This is a genomic window from Candidatus Enterovibrio escicola (genome assembly GCF_002464935.1).
GTDB lineage: Bacteria > Pseudomonadota > Gammaproteobacteria > Enterobacterales > Vibrionaceae > Enterovibrio > Enterovibrio escicola.
This window is the reverse complement of sequence record NZ_NBYY01000023.1, coordinates 1-21,057: the sequence shown is the minus strand read 5'-3', so window position 1 is coordinate 21,057 and position 21,057 is coordinate 1. Positions and strand designations below refer to the sequence as shown.

Below are 21,057 nucleotides of genomic sequence, written 5' to 3'. Positions count from 1 at the left end.
TCTTTTTACGGATTTCGTGCAAATTTATTAAACTCGGGGCGCCGTTTCTCATTGAAGGCATTGCGCCCTTCCTGTCCTTCATCTGTCATATAGAACAACATCGTTGCATTACCAGCCAATTCCTGAAGTCCCGCTTGACCATCACAGTCTGCATTCAAAGCTGCTTTTAAGCAACGCAGTGCCATTGGACTATGCTGTAATATTTCACGGCACCAGCGTACTGTTTCAAGAGCAAGTTTCGTATTAGGAACAACTTGATTGACCAACCCCATAGTTAACGCTGTTTGAGAATCATAGAGTCGGCAAAGGAACCATATTTCACGGGCTTTTTTTTGCCCAACGATACGCGCCATGTAAGATGCACCCCAACCACCATCGAATGAACCCACTTTAGGACCCGTCTGACCAAACTGTGCATTGTCAGCAGCGATGGTCAGGTCGCACATCATATGAAGAACATGACCACCACCGACGGCATAACCGGCCACCGCCGCGATTACAGGTTTTGGACAAGTACGAATTTGACGTTGAAAATCCAACACATTTAAATGGTGTGTCCCTACCTCATCACGGTAGCCACCATAATCGCCACGAACTTTCTGGTCTCCACCTGAGCAGAAAGCATGCTCTCCCTGCCCAGTTAGAACAATCACACCTACTTTCACGTCATAGCGAGCATCTGATAATACTTTTATCATTTCATTGATCGTTTTAGGACGGAAAGCATTATGCACTTCAGGGCGGTTGATTGTAATGCGGGCAATACCTTCAACCGATTTGTGGTAGAGGATATCCTCGTAGCCTTCTGAGTAGTCCAGCCACTCAATCGGTGCATAAAGTTCCTGTTCGGTTAAACCTATAATTATCGGCATAATAGTTCCATCAAATTGGAATTTTAAACAGTGGGGTCTAACTGGGTAAACAACCTTTGTTTCTCAGTGTGAATACTGTGCCCAACATAAGGCACTGTCTGAAAGATGAAATCCGAATACTTCCTCAAGAACGTAATACACAACAATGATTACCCTTATGATAATAATATTATCACTGAGAGGAGTAACGAAACTTTGTTTTTGCGCATGATCTAGAGAAAAAATATAGGTTTCTGATATCAATCATGGAACTTTATCAACGATGCTTTAAAGTGAATCCACTTTGCGGCGTTATTACCGATCTAGAACTGCTCCTACGTAATTAATTTCACTTATTTCCAGTGTCTATAATCACGGATACTACACCTGCTGCCTTTTTAACCTCAAACTTGCATAAGCGCTTGCTTATCAAGCCGAGTCATCTTGATACTCGGTTTCTTTGGTTGAAATGAATAGGCGATAAGCCCCGCCAGCAAATTAGCCATAAAGATGATATAATTACGGTACCTAGAATGATCAATTTTTGAGATGTGTTTTTTAGTTGGTCAAAAACGGTTTCTTTAATAAATAGTTTCCGTAGTATAAGGTAGTCCCAAAGTTTCATCACTTTTAGTTTCATATTTCTTTTCACACCCATTATCAGTGTCGCCCCCTTGTCTGCGAGTTTCCGTTCTAATGGACTAGATATATAATCTTTATCTCCGTATAAACACTCTAAATTTCGTCAGCTATTTCCGGTACAGGCTTCCTATCAGCCACGTTATCCGTCGTCACTTGGACTGAGATAATGCTATCTTGGTCATTGACCATAAGGTGTAATTTGAAGCCGTAAAACCACCCCATCGTTTCTTTTCCTCACTTCTCGGCACCTTTAAAAGGTTGATGTCTGAGAATGCGGAGGTTGTGATAAACCTGTAGCTTGGACGAATTAACGAAGGCAATCCATATCAGCTTTTCCTGACGGTGAGTGAGGTAAGAGCAAAGTGGAACGCAAACACCTTGCATGAGCTTGAGCATTCACGTGTAGCTGACTAATTCAGGAAATTCGTTGTGAGGTAGTGGCAAACAAGATGTAATCAATTTTGAAGTTTGGATATCCAGATTAATGGAAAGCTATCACTATCGTCATCACTTCGCTAACGAAAAGGCAATTAAGGGTTGTTTCTTTATTTAAAACCGGAAGAAATTGGATATTTTTCCATGCAGGGAGGGAAATCTGACCGATATTGATGATTATTATATCTTTTCATCAATCTGTGTTTCGTGATTTTAAAACGTATTACACGTAATTTATCTACCGTCACCTAACAGGTGAATACCATGATTTGGTCAGTTATATGCGGATGCTTAAGGTGATGCAAAGTACTCTGGTTTCACTTTGTTCTTATCTGATTCACCACCAAGCTAAACTTACTAGCATCGGGTTCATTAATTCAACCAAGCTACAGGTTTGTTATAATTTACGTATTCCTCGATATCGTATGTTTGAGGGGGTGGCTAAACGAGGTTTATATCAGAAATCCCGTGCCTTATAGGACCGATAATCTTTGGAGATCACTCTATGGAGATAAGGGATATATCTCCAGTTCTCTTGAAAAGACAGTCGACGATAAAGGTATTAGTCTCATGACTAATACACGGAAGAATATAGAACCAAAGGTGATGAAGCTTTGGGATTGTATTATATTGAGAAAACAATTTGTCATCGAGACAGTTTTTTACCAACTAAAAAACATATCCCAAATAGAGTATTCTAGGCACTGAAGTGGGAGATCTTTATGGTCAGCATAATTGCTGGATTCATTGCTTGTACGTTCCAACCAGAAAAGACTAATACCTTCCGTACACGTTTGAAACTACTAAATATGAGAATGATTGGATACTAGAAACCAACGGGAATGCACGATAAAGTGATTGGTATATTCATTGAACGTGAGTATTTTCTTTACATTCTACTCAACTTATTTAATAAATTATACCTAACAGAGTACGAGATAATCTCGTAATAAGATTGAACCCTGATCACCAATTATGAACATGCCGTATAACTAATTGTTTCATCATCTCAATATGTGCCAGTCCATCATTCAAGCAAGGAATATAATTAAACTCTTCCCCTCCTGCTCCCAAAAATAACTCTCGATACTGTTCTGAAATTTCTTCTAGTGTTTCTAGACAATCAACCGAGAAGGAAGGTGAAATGACATCGATCTTTTTTATACCATCATTCGGTAATTGTTCAAGGGTTTTGTTAGTATAAGGTTGTAACCATTTTTTTCGGCCAAAACGTGATTGGAATGTGGTTTTCAATGGGATGATATCCCCTAGGCATGCGACTAACTTATCGGTTGTCGACAAGCAGTGTGTTCGGTAAGGGTCGCCGTTATCAACAAAATTTTCTGGAATTCCGTGATAAGAACAAACCAACATGTCTGGTTTTCCATTCCTATCCCAGTGTTCACGAACGGATATCATTAACGCTTTAGCGTACAGAGCTTCGTCGTGGTAGTGATTAATAAATCTGAACTCTGGCAATACTGGGTGTAATTTGACAATTTGCGCGATTTTATCGAATACCGCCGCGGTCGTCATGCCAGAATATTGAGGATAAAGGGGAAATATGAGTATTTTATTACACCCTCGAGACTTCAATTCATCCAACGCAGATGTCAAGCTAGGCTGACCGTACGTCATGCCTATGGCAATAGGAAGATTGGTAGCCTCCTCAAGCGCCAATTGTTGCCGACAGGAATGAACCATCAAGGGAGAACCCTCTTCCATCCAAATATTTTGATACAATTTTGCGATTCTAGGTGCACGGACGGGAAGGATTATGCCATGAAGTAATGGATACCATAGCCAGCGTATCATATCAACTACCCTCGGGTCATATAAAAAATCGTTTAGAAAAGATTTTACTGCCTTAACTGTTGGTGCATCAGGTGTTCCTAAGTTTGCCAACAACACTCCTATTTTTTGTTCTTTTTTGTCCATTACAACCAACTTTAATCGTAAGTTACATCCTAAAAATACTTTGCATGTATCATGCATAGCATCTATGGTGATATCAGAATTTGATCGAAAAAAGGCAATCTAATGATTGCCTTTTCCATCTTTAAGTGTAGATAGTTAGCCTAGAGCCTTTTCGATTTCACCTGCCACTTCAGTTACTTGCTTTGTACCATCAAAAGTTAGGTACTCTATATTACCATATCTTGCTTCTTTCTTATAGTAAGAAATCAACGGTGCCGTTTGATTGTGGTATACGTTCAGGCGAGCTATAATAATCTCTGCCTTATCATCATCACGAACGAATAAAGTTTCACCCGTCACATCGTCTTTATTATCCACTCTAGGTGGATTGTAGACAACGTGATATGTGCGACCTGATGCCAAATGTACACGTCGTCCACTTAGACGTTCAACAATAACATTATCTGCCACGTTAAACTCAAGCACGAAATGAACATTCACACCGATTTTTCTTAGACCTAAAGCCTGCGGAATAGTTCTCGGGAAGCCGTCCAGCAAGAACCCCTTCATACAATCTTTTTGTGCAATTCGTCCTTTTACAAGATCTAGGATGATATCATCAGATACTAGCATACCGGTATTTATAATAGCCTTCGCTTGTTTTCCAAGTTCAGTATCGGCTTCGATTGCAGCACGTAACATGTCACCTGTTGAGATCTTTGGAATTCCATATTTCTCCATGATGAATTGTGCTTGTGTTCCTTTACCTGAACCTGGAGCACCCAGAAGAATTATGTGCATAATTATTCCCTTTCTTTACTCTGGAGTTTTCGCAAAAAGAAATGCAAAATCAGCCCTATCAAACCTAGCAGTTGTATTGTGAAGTGATTAAATAGTATTTGTCAGTTCTTGGTTTCGATACCGTTATCCTTTAGCCAACAATTGATTAACCGAAATTAAGTATTGTGAGGGATTTTCTAATGAACCACGTTCCGCCAGCATTGCTTGACCAAACAAAATTTCCACCCAGCGGCCAAAAATAGCTTCATCAGCTTCCTCCGACATTTTTTTAACTAAAACGTGTTCAGGGTTGATTTCGAAAATATACTTGACTTCAGGAGCCTGTTGACCAGACGCTGCCAGTAACTTCGCCATTTGAGTGCCCATGTCAAGGCCATCGGTTACTACAATAGCTGGAGTCTCTGATAGTTTCAAGGTAGTACGAACATCTTTTACTCGCTCGCCCAAGTACGCTTTAGTTCGTTCAACAACAGATTCAAACGCTTTTTCTGTATCCTCACGTTTCTCTTTTTCACGGTCGTCTTCAAATTTGCTAAGATCTAAATCCGCTTTGCTGATTGCTTGGAACTTTTTACTCTCAAATTCTAATAAATAACTCATTAACCATTCATCAATGCGCTCATACATTAATATGACTTCAATGCCCTTGGCTTTAAACTGTTCTAGGTGGGGGCTAGTTTTCGCGGCCTGATAACTGTCTGCCGTTAGAAAATAGATCTTATCTTGTTCTTTTTTCATCCGAGAAACGTAATCGGCAAGAGATATCGTTTGTTCGCTATCATCACAGTTTGTCGAAGAAAAACGCAGTAGACTAGCAATATTTGTACGGTTGCTAAGATCTTCTGCGGGGCCTTCTTTCAACACCGATCCAAATTCTTTCCAAAATATCTGATACTTTTCTGCATTACTATTAGCAAGACGCTCAAGCATGGTTAGCACGCGTTTGGTACAGGCATTCCGTAAAGTTTGTGTGACTTTGTTATCTTGCAGAAGTTCACGTGATACATTCAGTGGTAGATCGTTGGAATCAATTAGACCACGGATAAAACGTAAGTAGTTAGGTATGAATTGGGATGCGTCATCCATAATAAACACCCGTTGTACATATAGTTTCAAACCATGTTTATGATCACGATTAAACATATTCCAAGGTGCTTTAGAAGGTATATAAAGCAAGCTGGTGTAATCGTTCTTACCTTCAACTCGGTTGTGACTCCACAGCAACGGATCAACAAAGTCGTGCGATAAATGTTTATAAAACTCTTGGTATTCGACATCCGTGATGTCGGACTTAGAGCGTATCCAAATCGCTTGGGCTTTATTGATTTTTTCCCATTTATCGTGATCAGTTTTTTTTCCTTCTTCGTCACATTTAGTGGTTAGAACCTCAACTGGGATACCAATGTGATCAGAGTATTTCCGGATAACTTCTCGAAGGCGCCAATCATCCAGAAATTCTCTATCTTCATCACGAAGATGTAGCGTTACTACAGTACCACGAGATTCTTTTTCAATGCCCTCAATGGAATATTCACCCTCACCTGTCGATTCCCACAACACCGCCTCGGATTTATCAGCACCTGCTAAACGTGTTATCACCGAAACTTTATCAGCAACAATAAACGACGAATAAAAACCAACCCCAAACTGACCAATTAATTGATTGTCCTTGGATTGATCGTTAGAGAGTTGCTTGAAGAAGTCAGTAGTACCTGATTTAGCAATAGTTCCAAGATTATCAATGACTTCATCTCTGGACATACCGATACCATTGTCTTCAATGGTCAAGGTACCCGCTTCTTTATCGACACTCAGTCGAACCCGAAGATTGACATCATTTTCGTAGAGTTCATCATTTGATAATGCTTTGAAACGTAATTTATCCGTTGCGTCTGATGCATTTGATATTAATTCACGTAAAAAAATCTCTTTATTTGAATAAAGAGAGTGAATCATTAGATGCAATATTTTTTTAGCATCTGTATCAAAATTATGCTTTTCAACCGTTTTTTCTGTCATTTTTCAATCCCAATTTTTATGTTGGTACACATCACTAACTTTGCACACTATTGTAGATGAATTAACAGTGGGGATTAAGTCTCAGGATTCAAGGGGCTATTTTTCTATCGGAACCGAAAATTTTTTAATTCTTGATTATTATTAATAGTATATCTTCGTAGATCCTTTGTCATGTATTCAATTGATTTTTCTTCGTGTAATATACCTGATTTTTCATGGTAATCATTATAGCTATCGTTGATGTTAAATTTCATTTTTGCCAGTGCAAAAAACTATTTAAAAAGCATGGTATCGACAGTGGTTAAAACCAGCGGCATTGTTTGTTGTCGAAGTCTACAGCTTGAATATGCATACAAAGCGTGTCAATCTTGGACGCCCTTCGTCATTTAAAATGCACAACTTAGCGGAAAATCAACCATACTAAAGTACACTTTCTGCATCCTCTTTTTACTTGGAGATGTGCGTGCTTCATAAACAGTTAAATGACAATGACCGATTTTATATTGAGCAACGATTGGCTGAGGGTGATTCCTTTAACCAAATTACCCGAATACTTGACTGTGCTCACTCCACTATTAGTCGAGAAATAAAGTACCATCTTCCAAATAATTTTCACAGTGTCTACTGTCATCGGGACAGGCACGAATATTTGTGGTGGATAAAGCCAATAAACTCTGCTGTATCAGCAAGATACCAAATCAGTAGGCGGGTACGGAGGTGGAGACGTTTATTGATATTGTAAATTCTACCTTCCATGACTTTAAATCCATCAAGTCAGACGACGGTACAGAGTTTGCTGATCATGAAAAGGTCGCTGGGATCACAGACGCTGATTTCTATTTTGCCAGACCTTATTGGTAAAGTTATTGGGGGATGAATGAGCCTACCAATGGCCTGATAAGGCGATTTTACCCAAGGAAACTGACTTCAACGAGGTTAGTAATGAGGAAATTACTAAGATAACCTGAGCTTCGCATAAGAAACAAACTAAACGCCAAAGTCGTGCTCTGATCGTTTAAAAAACTATTGACTACATAAGGACTTGGGCATAAATAACTTAGACGCCGTTTTCGTCGACTTCTGCCAGATTTTCCTCCCTACATGGAAAAAACACCTAATGTCTTCTGGTTTCAAACAAAGAAACAAGCCTTTTCTCCTCGCAGTTAGCGAAGTGATAACGATAGTGATAGCTTTCCATCAATAGGGGTATTGAGACTTAAAAACCTATTAGATCCACTTTGTTTGTCGCTATCTCACCAACGAATTTCCTGAATTAGTTAGTTACACGAGGATGCTAAAACTCATGCAAGGTGTCCTAGTTCCGCGTTGCTCTTACCTCACTCTCCGTCAGGGATTGCTTTTGTCGATTCGTCTAAGTTACAGATTTGTCACAACCTACACATTCTCAGACATCAGGTTTTTAAAGGTACCGCGAAGCGAGGAAAAGGAATGATGGGGTGGTTCTACGGTTTCAAATTACACCTTATTATCAATGACAAAGGTGGCATTCTCTCAGTCAAAATAACGACAACTAACGTGGATGATAGAAAGCCTGTATCGGAAATGATGGACGAGCTTTGTGGGTGTTTATACGGAGATAAAGGTTATATATCTGGTTTATTTGAGTGGGAACTTGCAGATAAGGGAGTGATATTAATAACGGGTGTAAAAAAGAATATAAAACCCAAAGTGATGAAACTTTGAGACCGCCTAATACTCCGGAAATGATTGATTATTGAAACTGTTTTTGACCAACTAAAAAACATATCCCAAATCGAGTATTCTCGGCACTGTAGTTGTATCAGCTTTATGGTCAACTTGCTGGCGGGTCTTATCGCTTATTCATTTCAACTAAAGAAGCCGATCATCAAGATGACTAGGTTTGATAACTTAAGGTTAAGTAAATGCCCTGTGTTGGGTAGATTTTGGGTCAACAGCAAGGAAAGAACACAACAAATCAATCAATTATTTAAGTAATTGGCTTGTACGCATAATTAATTGACGTAGACAGTTAGAATGGTATTTTGAAGTTAGGTGGCAATTGCATACCACCTGTCGCTGATACCATTTTCTCTTTTTGTTTTTCTTCAATACGACGTGTTGCATCGTTGAATGCTGCAGCAACCAAGTCCTCCAACATTTCCTTGTCATCTCCCATTAGACTATCATCGATCTCAACGTTATAGACGTTATGGTTTCCAGTAATGGTTACTTTGACCAATCCAGCACCAGACTCACCGATGATTCTTAAGTTTGCAATCTCTTCCTGAATTTTCTGCATACGTTCTTGCATCTGCTGAGCTTGCTTCATTAGGTTAGTCATTCCGTCTTGACCAAACATAATTCTCTCTCCTTAATAGCTTGGGTGTTTATATTGGTCGAATGCTCTCTGCATCCAATATAGCTGAAAAAAATTGGCAAATGAAACTAACATGAGGATCGTCAATCAAGTGTTGACTTGCCTCAGTAAGTTTTTCTGTATAGAGTTTGTCGCGCCACTCCAATGGCGTTAAGCCACGATCCCCCAGCTCGATATACAGCGTGAAGGATGCTCCTAACTGACGGTTAAGTGCATCTGTTAATAACGCTTGCATTTTATCATTATTGAGATTAGCTTGTTCAGGACGAAGAATCAAAGTCATTTGCTTACCATTTCTTTCCATCGCTGAGTGTAACGCCATTTGTTTAACACGACGCGGTACCTCAAGTGTGTTCGTAATTTTACACCACTCATCTCTTTTTATTGATTCTCTTTCTAACTTTTCTCGCATTTCCGGTGTACGTTCATGATAAAGTTCTTTTTTAGTTTTCTCTGGTGTTACTATTATTGATGATAATACTCTCTCTCTTACCTTTGTTGTTTGCCAGTAATAATCATTATTTATAGCTGAAAGGTCAGCGTTTAGCGTAGATCCAGTTTGAAAGGTTGCCGGATCTGTAAACTTATTTTTTGCGGCAACTCGCTCAATCATAGACAAAGGAGATGAAGGTTTACTGCAGGTAGATACTGGACTATATTTTTTTAGAGGTAATCGCTCTTGCTGAAATCCACGATTTTTTAGCATATTTCTTACTGCCAGCAAATTACTACTAGTAGATTGCTTACTGAAACCAACAACTGATACTTGTGGCACTGAATATTGAGGTATTGACGTTGTATGCTCGGTTGACAACACACTATGAAGTACCACTTGCCCATGATCTTGCTGCGTATCTTTTTCTATAGTATCTACGAGAGAGGATAGTTTTGGATTACACTCAGCATGTTGATACCGTAGACCTGTCATTGAAAGAGATGAGCTTGGTGCTGAAACAGCTATTGGCGAAGGGTTCACAGAAACACTACATTCTGTTGGTACAACCTTAGAAATATGATTTGATATTACCTGTACTTTTAACGCTGACAATTCAGACTGTGCAACCACGGGTATTGACGGGTGTGCAGTCTGAGGTACTTGTTGTGTTGACTTAGTACTTGGAACAAAGATGGCTTTTGGTTTAAAACGTGTAGATGACACGGGTCGAAATGCCAACATTCGCAGCAGCACCATTTCAAGGCCAGCATGGCCATCAGGAGCGTACGGAAGATCTTGTCGTCCTTGGAGTACGATCTGATAAAATAGCTGAACGTCTTGTGGGGACATGAGACGCGCAAGCCTGGAAATACGTTCAGCATCAGGAGATGAGGGATTAATGGATTTAGGAACTGCTTGAGCCATAGCAACACTGTGAAGCTGTGAAGCAATTCCTTTTAATAAACCATCCCACTCAACACCAACATCAGCCACTTGTGTTAAACATCGCATGACAAGGTTGGCGTCGCCCTTTTCAATTGCTTCAAGCAACAATAACGCTTGGTCTGTACTTAGTATACCAAGCATTTCGGTCACTTGGTTTTCAAGGATTGCGCCATTTCCAAGTACAATCGCTTGATCGATAAGGGATAGTGCATCACGCATGCTACCCTCGGCTGCTTGCGCAATTAATAATAAAGCCTGTGATTCCGCAGAAACATCTTCTTCTAAAAGAATATGCTCAAGTTGCTGTTTAATTTGGGATGTATCAAGGTGCTTCAAATGAAACTGAAGGCAACGCGAAAGAACCGTCAATGGTAATTTTTGTGGATCTGTAGTTGCCAGCAAGAATTTTACGTATGTAGGCGGTTCCTCGAGTGTTTTTAAAAATGCATTGAAGCTATGTCGAGACAACATATGCACTTCGTCAATTAAATATATCTTGTAACGTCCACGGCTAGGTTTGTATGGAACATTATTTAATAAGTCTCTGGTGTCTTCTACTTTTGTGCGTGATGCCGCATCGATTTCTATCAAATCAACAAATCGCCCTTGGTCAAACTCTTGGCAACTTGAACACTCGCTACAAGGTGTTGACGTTACATTTTGTTCACAGTTTAAACTTTTTGCAAAGATACGAGCAATTGAGGTTTTTCCTACCCCTCGTGTTCCACTGAACAGATAAGCATGGTGAAGTCGATTTTGATTCAAAGCATTTGCTAGCGCCGTTACAACATGCGCCTGTCCCACGACATCACGGAATTTATGTGGACGCCATTTTCTGGCGAGTGCTTGATAACTCATTGGATATAAAATCTGTTCATATATTGGAACTATTTTAGCACAGAGACAAAAAGCATGCGATCTTATCTATAATCAGTCAGTCTCTGTTCACCACAAATTATAGGTAAGTTGATAACAAATGAAGCATGCTTTACATTACATCTTAAACGACGAATAAGAACACTGAGCGCACTCAAAAGTGCCGTCAGTTACAAGAAGATTATCAACCATCGTCACTTTATCACCTTTTTGAATAACATCTACATGAATTTCTGACAACTTTATGTCATATACCAACGCGTAGCTTTAACTGAGCACCTCATGAGGTAAGTTACTAGGTTTACGTACAGGCATCAAACCTATACCAAACTACAGGTTCTGCATTTAATTTAATAAGTTGAAGGGTTCGTCAGTATGACATGCAACCTAATTGTTTACTCCTATAGATATCATTAATCCTAACAGGATTTGTAACCATGAAAGAATTGATTTTCTAGACGGAAATCTACTTATTTGAAGACATGACTCACTCTTCAGGAAATAAAGAGGTATTAAATAAACCTGAGTTGCGCATAAGCACTGAACTAAATACCCAGATCGTGATCTGATCGTTCTAAAAAAACTATCGACCGCATGAGGACTTGAGCCTGAATAACTTAGACGTTATTTTCGTCGATGTCGACGACTTCTACCAGACTTTCCTCCCATGCATGGGAGGAACACCTAATTTCTTCCGGTGTCAAACAAAAACAAGCTTTTTCGCCTCTTAGTTAGCGAAGTGATGACGAGGGTGATAGTTTTCCATCAATCTTGGTATCGAGATTTCAAAACCTATTACATCCACTTTGTTTGCCACTACCTCGCTAACGAATTTTCCGAATTGGTCAGCTGTACACGAATGCTCAAGCTCATGCAAGATGTTCTGGTTACATTGTTCTCTTACCTCACTCACCGTCAGGGATTACTTTCGTTAATTCATCCAAGCTACAGGTTTATCACAACCTACGATGACCAATGTGGTATTATCTCAGTAAAATTGATGAGGACTAACGTGAATGATAGGAAGCTTGTACCAGAAATGGCTGACGAGATTTTGGGGTGTTTATACGGAGATAAAGGTTATATCTCTGATCCATTTGGAGCGAGTTGGAGCAAGAATTCGCAGACACTGGAGTGACACTGATAACTGGTATGAAAAAAATATGAAATCCAAAGTGATGAAACTTTGGAACCACCTGATGCTCCGGAAACGATTTATTATAGAAACCGTTTTTGATCAACTAAAAAACATATCCCAAATCGAGCATTTTAGGCACCGTAATTGTATCAGCTTTATGGTCTACTTGCTGGTGGGTCTTATCGCGTATTCATTTCAACCAAAGAAACCGAGCATCAAAATGACTCGGATTGATAAGCAAGCACTTATGCAGATCTGAGGTTAATTACCGATGTGGCTTCCAACAATACATGTTAAATTTAAGGCAAATAGACAGCATGTATTGGATTCTTAGCGGTACGACAACCGTTCTGACGGTCTACTTTCCACCTTGCTCTGTGTTTTTTGAAGTATGGGAAACCGATGTAGTTTCAGGTAAACGGTTAAACCAAATTAAAAGTATCATCGCCAGTACCGCTAGCATAACTTTCTGCCAAATGTTGGGAACAATGAAGATAGATAATGAAAAGCTAAGAAAGATAAAAACATTTGCGCGTAGTTTTATCCGTCGATCAACAGATCGGTACTGATGCCAGTTATAAATAATTGAGCCAAACTTAGGGTGCTGGTGAAGCCATTGTGCAATGGGAGGCGAGCCACGCATAAAACAGGCGCTTGCTAACAGTAAAAAAGGTGTTGTTGGTAAAAGTGGGAGGAAAATACCGATAAAACCCACCGTGACACAAAGCCAACCTAACCCAAGCAATAGAATTCGTTTAAGAGAATTTCCCACTCTTATTTCCTTCATTAATCCAGACAAACTCAACCGCAGAGTCTTGTAATAAACTTTAGCGTTTCAGACCTTGTTTGGAGCAATAGCACCCTTACAATGCCCATGGAGAGACAACATTAAACCTGATTTTGTTGCTACCATCCATGCCTTATGAATTGATTAGCCATTTCATCTGTTTCACACAGTACTTAGTACAGATAACATCAGGATTAAATACCTTTCAATATGATGTATCTCAGAACACGTATGATTCAGACCAAGTATACTAATACGGATAACCGATGCTTCATACGAAAACCATCTTAGATATTAAGAAAGATAGCACAGTTACAAAGAAACTTTATGAATGAAAAATGGTTCCCAATAAATTATCGTGGATTTTAGCGGGTCGAGAAATGCCGAGTGTAGGTGTTGATGCTTACTGTCTAGCTCAGAAAAAGGGAGTATAAGATCCATAGCTAACCTCAGATCTGCATAGGCGCTTGCTTAATGCGCAGTTCAAGTTAACTAGAAAGATATATCCAAAATAGAACATTCGTGGTACCTCTGTGATGTGTGATTTATGGTTAACCTGATTGCTGGATTTATTGCTGATATGTCCCAACCAAAAAGACCTAGCCTTAAATTTACTCGGTTTAAAAAGTCGCACTTGTACAGAACTGAGGTAATGAAGTGAATTAATTATTACGAATAAAACAAAACTGACTAAACATACTCTAGAATTAAAAGCTGAGGTTGATTATTTATCGATTTAAAAATATTCGTTCTTTTCCTTGCTGACACCCTCTTTACTTATTATGTTATCCGTGCGCTCAATGTGTTTGCTCCTTGTTTATGGCAGTAAATTTTTATAAATCACTGATCTTGTGAGTGGTCGCAGGACAGTGTCCATCGCAATTTTATTTTTATCAGATGACGTATCTATAAAGGTTTTGGTGATGTACTTATTGCAAGACGCGAGTAATATTAAGTAAGACAAATCAACAAAGATCATGGGTATTTTGTCGTGCAAACAGAAAACCACCATTAGGTGGCTTTCTAAAAAGGTAAAAGAGAATACCTTCATTTAGAATTTAACTTTCATGCCTAAGGCAAAAGCAGTATCAGTAGAGTCTTTTTGATTATTAGATTTTACTTTGGCGACACCCACTTCCGCATAGACCTTCGTCATGCTATGTAATTTATATGCTACATTTGTGTAGAGACTAGCAGATTTGTAGTTCTTACGGTTACCACTGTTACCGCTCTTATTAGCATCAGACCAATCATAGCCTACAGCGAAATATGTTTTCTCATCGGCTAGGTAACCACCAGAAATACCGAGCACATCAACGTTTACTTTATCAGATTTAACTGTATGGTTTTTATACCCCACTTGACCATAGCTAAATGCAACATCAAATGCATTAAAACCATAATCCATTTCTAGATTGTAACCTCTTATATCTTGGCTGATACCAGCTTTGTTGTTAAATTTATTAGTTTGTATACTCTCACCATCATACAAGTACACACGAGCATCCAAGCCTTCATAACGAACCCCAATGCGACTAGTGAAGATCTCACGACCGCGGATATTTTTCGACGGATCACTATCTAGTGCTATATCTGCTCCAATATTAAAAGTGCCGTTATCATAAACCCACTTGATAACTTGGTTGGCACTAGTTATCACAAAATTAATTTGATCTAGGCCTAGTTCATAATCTTTTTGGTTGTTCGCGTCCTCAACAAGTAAGTATTGGCGACCAAATGTAATAGTTCCAAAATCATTGCTTGACAGTCCGATCCAAAGTTCTTTATTTTCGACCATTTGCACATCGTTCTGTAGTTGTCCTTTGTATTCAAATCCCATTCCACTCACAGTACTAAGACTATCTGAAATTTTAGCATCAGTAGTAAAAATGAGCTTCCCTTTATTGAGACGGAGAATCGGCTCATCTGTAGGTTTATAAGATTTGTACCACTGAATATCAGCGGTACCTCCAAGATTTACAGAAAAACCATCTGCTTCGTATAGATTAACGCTTGCACTTGCTGCGCCCGCCGTCAGCAGAGCCGGTACTACCATAGCTAGAACTGTTTTTTTCATGTTAATCCACTGCCTTATTCTTCATTAATTTGGAATTCCTGTTCTAGGATCCCTATATATAATTGCACTCATCACACCATTACAAAAACGGAGCAGCGAATACGCTTTCACACTAAAAGTTATCGTGCAGAACAATCTAAAGTCTGTCAAATCGACAAAATCAATCTAAAAAATAAAAATCTCTTTTTATTACAACAAGATAGAAAAATAACTTCGGAGAAGAGTACATGAGTTCAATTATGATGATAAATTTTTGTGAATTTGACTACGTCATAGATGCCAGATTAATAACCATAAATAAAACAATTAAATAACTATTTCAGCATAAAAAACCATAAAAATTGGAAAAACTAAGAAAAAGGCGTACCCCTTTTTTTCTAAAATGATGTCCAATATTAGTTCAATTCATATTCGAGATGAACATCACAAAAATAATAATTAATAAACAAATACTTGAACTAATTCACATTCTGCAAGCGTAGTATACTACTTTGCTCCATACACTAAATGATGCCATCTATGCTTAGTCTATCAGTAAAAAAAGACATCCGTAACTGCTACGAGAATCTTCGTGGTCAGTTGCAGAATTTTATTTCAAGAAAAGCGCAAAACTATCTTGTTGCTGAACTCGCAAAGACGTTCGCAGGTGAATATAATGCAAAACGACGGATACTCGTCGCAGAAGCGGGTACGGGCATTGGTAAATCGATGGCATACTTACTTGGTACTATTCCTTACGCGCTTAGTAACAATAAGAAAGTCGTTATTTCTACAGCTACAGTTGCTCTTCAAGAACAATTAATAGATAAAGATCTTCCACTCTTCCGTAGTATAGTCACTAAAGAATTTAGCTTTGTGTTGGCTAAAGGACGTCAGCGATATTGTTGTAGCCAAAAGCTCGCTATTTTTTCTCAAGGCGAAAATCATGGACAACAAACGTTATTTGGATATAGACCCAAAAAGATAGAACTTGACTTAATGAGTAGCCTTAACAGTGCTTATTCAAAAGGGAAATGGAATGGTGATAGAGACACATGGCCAAGACCGATCCCAGATTTAATCTGGCAAAGTATAGTGGCAGACAAACATACTTGCCACTTTGGGCTGAGTTCACATAGAGACTGCCCTTTTGTAAAAGCCCGTAAGAACTTCGATAATGCAGACGTTGTGGTGGCTAACCATAGTTTTCTCATGGCCGATTTGGAACTCGGTGGTGGTGTTATTCTACCTGAGCCTGAACAAACACTATATATTATTGACGAGGCACATCATTTACCTATTGTTGCTAGAGACTTTTCAGCGGCTTCCGCTAATCTTGTTGGTACTACAGATTGTCTTGAAAAACTCAATTTATCAGCACTCAAGTTTGCCAATGCTGCTGATATAAAATGCAGCTCTCATTTTCTGGACAGCTTACAGTCCGGAATTCGAGCGTTGATCCCAAACTTACGTACAGTTCGAGATATGTTATCGACAATGCCACTCAACAAAGATGGTATTTTTCGCTTCCAAGACGGAAAATTGCCAGAATCGTTATTCTTAGAGTCTAAAAAGATCCAAAAAATAACTAAGAAAGTGAATTACGCTTTGGCGAAACTTCATGATTTGGTATTAGGGCGTGTTAAAATTGGCGAGCTCAGTACAAAAATGATCAATCCACTCCTAGCAGAATTTTCTTTTTTCCTTCAGCGATTGGAAAGTTTTGGAAAGGTCTGGACCTTAATGATACAACCAGATTTTGGTAAAGAGGCCCCTCTTGCGCGTTGGATTAGAAAATGTTCTGAGATAGATACTGATTTTGTTATCAATGTGTCTCCTCTAGAGATTGGGAGGCGCTTGGATAAACAGCTCTGGTCACGTGCAGCAGGAGTGGCACTCATGTCGGCGACGCTTAGGGCTCTCAATCAATTTGGTTATTTTTGTCAGCAAGTGGGACTAGACGAAAACGATGGCACACGTTTTCTTGTACTCCCTTCCCCCTTCAATTATCAAGAAAACGCGATGCTGGTTGTACCTAATGTATCGTGTGAGCCACAAGAAGAAGGCTTTACCGATATGCTTCCTGAAGTTTTGCTTTATTATCTTGAGGGACAAACAGCAAGCCTTGTGTTGTTCTCTTCGTATTGGCAGATGAAGCATGTGGCAGAAAAATTACGCGGTCAGATTAAAAAAAATGGTTGGAATCTACATGTTCAGGGAGAGGCCTCAAGAACGGTCACTCTCAATGCTCATAGGAGGTGTTGCAAAGAAGAAAGAGTTAGCATTTTGTTTGGTACGGGTAGTTTTTCTGAGGGTATCGACTTACCGAGCAAACAGCTAACTAACCTGATTATAACCAAGATTCCTTTTGCTGTACCAACGTCTCCTATCGAAGAAGCCTACGCCGAGTATATCGAGCGAAGAGGTGGTAATCCGTTTATGCAAATCACTGTGCCGGAGGCCAGTAGAAGACTTATACAATCAGCAGGAAGACTATTGCGCAAAGAACATGACTCTGGTAGAGTGATCCTGCTTGATCGACGTATTGTAAATAGGCATTATGGAAAGGAATTATTAGACTCTTTGCCTCCTTTTAAACGTATTATCGAATACCCATAAGGGGTGTTATTGATAATAAAATTTATAGCCATATCTACCACACCGAATTATGGGTGTATTGTTGTTTTTCCTAAAATATCTGAACTGATTGAAATTCCTACGATCAGATCATCGTGGCTGTGGGTTTATATTCTTGGATACCGTGATTTAAACGGCACTGATGGTAAAAGGTATTTTTAAGCTCCTACTTCGTGAATTGGAAGGTTTTTTCAATTCAATTTTTACGTTGACAAATATCCCGCTGAAATCCCCTACATACACCTGTATTAGTAAGCGTTCGAAGACCGTAAAAATTAAGAACCGTTTGCCGAGTCTAGGAGCTGTCTCCCACGTCGTTATTGATGCTACAGGCTGAAAGTATACGATGAAGGTAAATGGAAAACGCATAAATAGGGTAAGGAAAAGTGGTGTATTCGGCGTAAACGACATCTTGCCGTTGATGTGTCTACTCATGAGGTTATTGCTGTAGAAGTTGGCCTAATTTCTGTGGATGAAAATGAGGTTTTACCTATAATTGTTTAACCCCGTACGACGAAAGACACAGCAAGTCTAGTGCTGATGGAGCCTATGATACAATAGCATGTCACCCTGTACTGAAGAACAAATGAATAACCCCCACTTAGAAATGAAGCTGTCAAAGCCGTAAAGGTGTTAAAATGGGACAAACGGGCAGAGTGGAAAAAGGACATGGGTCATCAAAAAACTCATTAACAGAGACAGTAATATTTCGTTATACACAGTTGCTCAGCCCTAAACTCACTCTTCGTAATTACAATGCACAAGTTAGTGAAGCACTAGTAAATGTGAATAAGAGATGAACAAAGTTCTAAGACTCGGTATGGTTGTTCACTAGCCAATGAATCAAGACTGTAATAAATATTGGGATCAGGGCGTTATAGGCCTGATTTAATCAACAACACCGTGTGTTATTGATAGTCGCTAGTTTTATTGATCTGATATCTCATATATAGCGGTATGCTAACTGTTCTTACACTATTATTTGTTGATCTACGATCATATATGATCAATATCACTAATAAACTGTCAATTACCTTTTCTGCATCCACGGTTGTAGTCACCTAATATTGAAGAAAATCTTCCTAGCCTAGGTTTTGGAGTCAAGTAGTTATCACAAAAATTATTGTCGCAAACATTGGTACCTTGTTGGTTAATGACATCAGCCCCTCGTCATTAAAAAAGCACTGCTACAGGTTATTTTATCACTTAGGGTCATACTAATTTGCATCTGCATTCAAAATGCGACCGATCATATACTAATACTAATAAAAGATGACCAAAGACTGATTATAAAACTAAAGTTAGCAAGGTTCTCTCCTTGGTATTGTATAATAATTTTCCTGCTCAGGTACTGGTGTATTTGGACTGTTTCAGCCACGTCAATATATAAATGTATATCCTGTTATCATCAGGGTTGGTAAAAGTTATAAATTACATTGATAATATTAACTCACTGGTAACAACAATTATTGTTAGTCATATGAACTGGGAAATTGGCATAACCCTGCGTGTTTGCATAATGGATGGATCCTCCGCTAGGATTCGTTTTACAATTGGATTTGGTGAAAAGTTTATATGCCCTGTATTTGTTACTGTGGCCGTCATATTCTCAACTAAATTTTGCTTTCACTACTAAGTCTAAGAATTTGATGAGAGATGGAATGGATCTAACTAACTTGAATGAACAATTACAGGCTCTTGCTGTTCACGCTGCAGATATTGACTATCAACGAGGTGAAACCATTAAACCACTGTTTGATGCGCACCTTTTTAATTGTCCGTCACGATTTCTGATGCCCTGCGTATCTGAAGCGAGAAATATAGTCACGATACTTGTTCGTGAACAGCAGAGTGGTCGACTTTCTACAATACGAGCAATGTATTTGTGTGAAAAATTGCTTAACCAAGTGAGTGCGTTACAACGAGAAATCGCCACCTTGTCTATCCGTAAAAAAGAGAAACGATTCTCAATAAAACACAGAATTTCCACCGGACAACTGAACCAAGACCTCGTTCAACATCAAGACTGGGAACTACAACTTGACGATATGGTTCGCGATGCCGAAACTAAATTAGGGCAATGTTATACATTAGTCGAACAACAGCAGGCACAAAAACAGTTGCTAACCCTTGAAAAACGTTTATACCGATGTCAGGAAGCAAGGCAAAAAATCGAAACAAAGATTACATTGAGAGAAAATAAAGGCTGATATGATCTGTGCTACCGTGTTAATTTACTGCCCATATAAACAAAACAAAAGATCTAATATGAGTGATACACGCTTAGAGTACGCCCCAGATGCAATAAAACTTGCCATTAGTTTGATTTGTTTTCTTGAAAAAAACACGGTCGTGCCTGAGGTAGTGCTTAAAGTACTCGCAATTGTACAAAGAGATTTCGAGAGAAAATTCGTCGTAACGATATTAAAGGTAATAGAGACCCTAACATTCATCTATCTCCCGTTCATTTTTGTCTATGAATTATGATTTAACCTGAGTTGTGTATAAGCCTAAATTGAGATAACAACTGCGAAATTTAAACTTATAGTCTAGCGTACGAAGCGGAAACCCACAACCGAAATTGATACGCTCTTTGCTCCAAATAAACAAGCAGGACTACCCTTAATTATCAGCAGTTAACCTCGTGATGAAGATAGCAAATTGCCGTCCTTTTGACTGGGAAATTCGGTCATGTATTTAATAGGTTGTTATTGGTGTAAAAGACCTATTTTTTATCATGGTGATAAGCACTGGTTAATCTGAGCTGCACATAAGAAATGAACTAAATATCCAAGTCGCGATCTGATCCTTTGAAAAAATTATTGACTGAATAAGGACGTGGGCATGAATAACTTAGACGCTGTTTTCGTCGGCTTCTGCCAAACTTTCCTTCCTGTATGGAAAAAACACCTAATTTCTTCCGGTGTCAAACAAAAAACAAGCCTTTTCGTCTCTCAGCTAGCGGAGTGATGACGATAGTGATAGTTTTCCATCAATCTGGTATCAAGACTTCAAAACCTATTACATCCACTTTATTTGCCGCTGACTCACCCACGAATTTCCTGAATTAGTCAGCTACAGGAAAATGTTTAAACTCATGCAAAGTTTTCTGGTTATGTTTTGCTCTTACCTCACTCACCGTCAGGGATTGCCTTTGT

18 protein-coding genes and 4 pseudogenes are annotated in these 21,057 nt (G+C 39.0%); 11 read left to right on the top strand and 11 right to left on the bottom strand.

Features of this window, described 5'->3' with window-relative positions:
* Positions 1-5: 5 nt before the first annotated feature.
* From menB to BTN49_RS14120, 4 genes and pseudogenes are all read right to left on the bottom strand, one after another.
* A complete protein-coding gene (menB, locus tag BTN49_RS08235) occupies positions 6-872 on the bottom strand; it encodes a 1,4-dihydroxy-2-naphthoyl-CoA synthase (protein ID WP_097356785.1) in 867 nt (288 codons plus the stop codon).
* Between the two features lie 583 nt (positions 873-1,455).
* Positions 1,456-1,560: pseudogene (locus BTN49_RS22375) on the bottom strand (IS982 family transposase); the annotation flags it as partial.
* Positions 1,561-1,586: 26 nt separating this feature from the next.
* Positions 1,587-1,715 carry a transposase gene (locus tag BTN49_RS19265; RefSeq protein ID WP_097356783.1) on the bottom strand — a complete coding sequence of 43 codons (129 nt, stop codon included), beginning with the start codon at positions 1,713-1,715 and terminating at the stop codon, positions 1,587-1,589.
* A 12-nt stretch (positions 1,716-1,727) separates the two neighbouring features.
* Entirely contained in the window at positions 1,728-1,889 is a 162-nt protein-coding gene (locus tag BTN49_RS14120) for a hypothetical protein (protein ID WP_158523706.1), read from the bottom strand.
* 326 nt (positions 1,890-2,215) lie between these two features.
* Between BTN49_RS14120 and BTN49_RS19260 the strand changes: the two genes are divergently transcribed.
* Positions 2,216-2,407: a transposase gene (locus BTN49_RS19260; protein WP_158523705.1), complete on the top strand. Its 192-nt coding sequence runs from the start codon at positions 2,216-2,218 to the stop codon at positions 2,405-2,407.
* Positions 2,397-2,636: a transposase gene (locus tag BTN49_RS19255; protein ID WP_158523704.1), complete on the top strand. Its 240-nt coding sequence runs from the start codon at positions 2,397-2,399 to the stop codon at positions 2,634-2,636. Before BTN49_RS19260 ends, BTN49_RS19255 begins: the two co-directional genes overlap by 11 nt.
* 258 nt (positions 2,637-2,894) lie before the next feature.
* On the opposite strand, the gene hemH is transcribed toward BTN49_RS19255, so the two are convergent.
* From hemH to htpG, 3 genes are all read right to left on the bottom strand, one after another.
* Positions 2,895-3,866, bottom strand: coding sequence for a ferrochelatase (hemH, locus tag BTN49_RS08215; protein WP_097356781.1), 972 nt, complete (start codon positions 3,864-3,866; stop codon positions 2,895-2,897).
* Positions 3,867-4,001: 135 nt separating this feature from the next.
* The gene (gene adk / locus BTN49_RS08210; RefSeq protein ID WP_097356780.1) at positions 4,002-4,646 is read right to left on the bottom strand and encodes an adenylate kinase; all 645 of its coding nucleotides are present in this window, start codon (positions 4,644-4,646) and stop codon (positions 4,002-4,004) included.
* 123 nt (positions 4,647-4,769) lie between these two features.
* On the bottom strand, positions 4,770-6,665 hold the full coding sequence (htpG, locus tag BTN49_RS08205; protein WP_097356779.1) for a molecular chaperone HtpG: 1,896 nt from the start codon (positions 6,663-6,665) through the stop codon (positions 4,770-4,772).
* Positions 6,666-7,122: 457 nt separating this feature from the next.
* Between htpG and BTN49_RS20965 the strand changes: the two genes are divergently transcribed.
* On the top strand, positions 7,123-7,407 hold the full coding sequence (locus BTN49_RS20965; protein WP_223823861.1) for a helix-turn-helix domain-containing protein: 285 nt from the start codon (positions 7,123-7,125) through the stop codon (positions 7,405-7,407).
* Between the two features lie 306 nt (positions 7,408-7,713).
* A pseudogene (locus BTN49_RS08195) lies at positions 7,714-8,552 on the top strand (IS982 family transposase); the annotation flags it as partial.
* 124 nt (positions 8,553-8,676) lie between these two features.
* Here BTN49_RS08195 and BTN49_RS08190 read toward each other — a convergent pair.
* Both BTN49_RS08190 and dnaX read right to left on the bottom strand, forming a co-directional pair.
* Positions 8,677-9,006, bottom strand: coding sequence for a YbaB/EbfC family nucleoid-associated protein (locus tag BTN49_RS08190; protein ID WP_097356778.1), 330 nt, complete (start codon positions 9,004-9,006; stop codon positions 8,677-8,679).
* A 28-nt stretch (positions 9,007-9,034) separates the two neighbouring features.
* Complete coding sequence (dnaX, locus tag BTN49_RS08185) at positions 9,035-11,263, bottom strand: DNA polymerase III subunit gamma/tau (protein ID WP_097356777.1); 2,229 nt, start codon at positions 11,261-11,263, stop codon at positions 9,035-9,037.
* Between the two features lie 626 nt (positions 11,264-11,889).
* Here dnaX and BTN49_RS22370 point away from each other — a divergent pair.
* A pseudogene (locus BTN49_RS22370) lies at positions 11,890-12,678 on the top strand (transposase).
* A gap of 99 nt (positions 12,679-12,777) precedes the next feature.
* Here the strand turns inward: BTN49_RS22370 and BTN49_RS08175 are convergent.
* Entirely contained in the window at positions 12,778-13,191 is a 414-nt protein-coding gene (locus BTN49_RS08175; protein WP_223823860.1) for a YbaN family protein, read from the bottom strand.
* Positions 13,192-14,257: 1,066 nt separating this feature from the next.
* Complete coding sequence (locus tag BTN49_RS08170; RefSeq protein ID WP_097356775.1) at positions 14,258-15,283, bottom strand: porin; 1,026 nt, start codon at positions 15,281-15,283, stop codon at positions 14,258-14,260.
* 519 nt (positions 15,284-15,802) lie between these two features.
* Between BTN49_RS08170 and dinG the strand changes: the two genes are divergently transcribed.
* The 6 genes and pseudogenes from dinG to BTN49_RS22365 form a co-directional block, all read left to right on the top strand.
* Positions 15,803-17,881: an ATP-dependent DNA helicase DinG gene (dinG, locus tag BTN49_RS08165; protein WP_097356774.1), complete on the top strand. Its 2,079-nt coding sequence runs from the start codon at positions 15,803-15,805 to the stop codon at positions 17,879-17,881.
* A gap of 160 nt (positions 17,882-18,041) precedes the next feature.
* Positions 18,042-18,236 carry a transposase gene (locus BTN49_RS08160; protein WP_097356773.1) on the top strand — a complete coding sequence of 65 codons (195 nt, stop codon included), beginning with the start codon at positions 18,042-18,044 and terminating at the stop codon, positions 18,234-18,236.
* 301 nt (positions 18,237-18,537) lie between these two features.
* The gene (locus BTN49_RS14110; RefSeq protein WP_158523703.1) at positions 18,538-18,699 is read left to right on the top strand and encodes a hypothetical protein; all 162 of its coding nucleotides are present in this window, start codon (positions 18,538-18,540) and stop codon (positions 18,697-18,699) included.
* Positions 18,700-19,575: 876 nt separating this feature from the next.
* On the top strand, positions 19,576-20,109 hold the full coding sequence (gene priC, locus BTN49_RS08155; protein ID WP_394336662.1) for a primosomal replication protein PriC: 534 nt from the start codon (positions 19,576-19,578) through the stop codon (positions 20,107-20,109).
* 1 nt (position 20,110) lies between these two features.
* On the top strand, positions 20,111-20,386 hold the full coding sequence (locus BTN49_RS08150; RefSeq protein ID WP_369073730.1) for a YbaM family protein: 276 nt from the start codon (positions 20,111-20,113) through the stop codon (positions 20,384-20,386).
* A 357-nt stretch (positions 20,387-20,743) separates the two neighbouring features.
* Positions 20,744-21,057: pseudogene (locus BTN49_RS22365) on the top strand (IS982 family transposase); the annotation flags it as partial.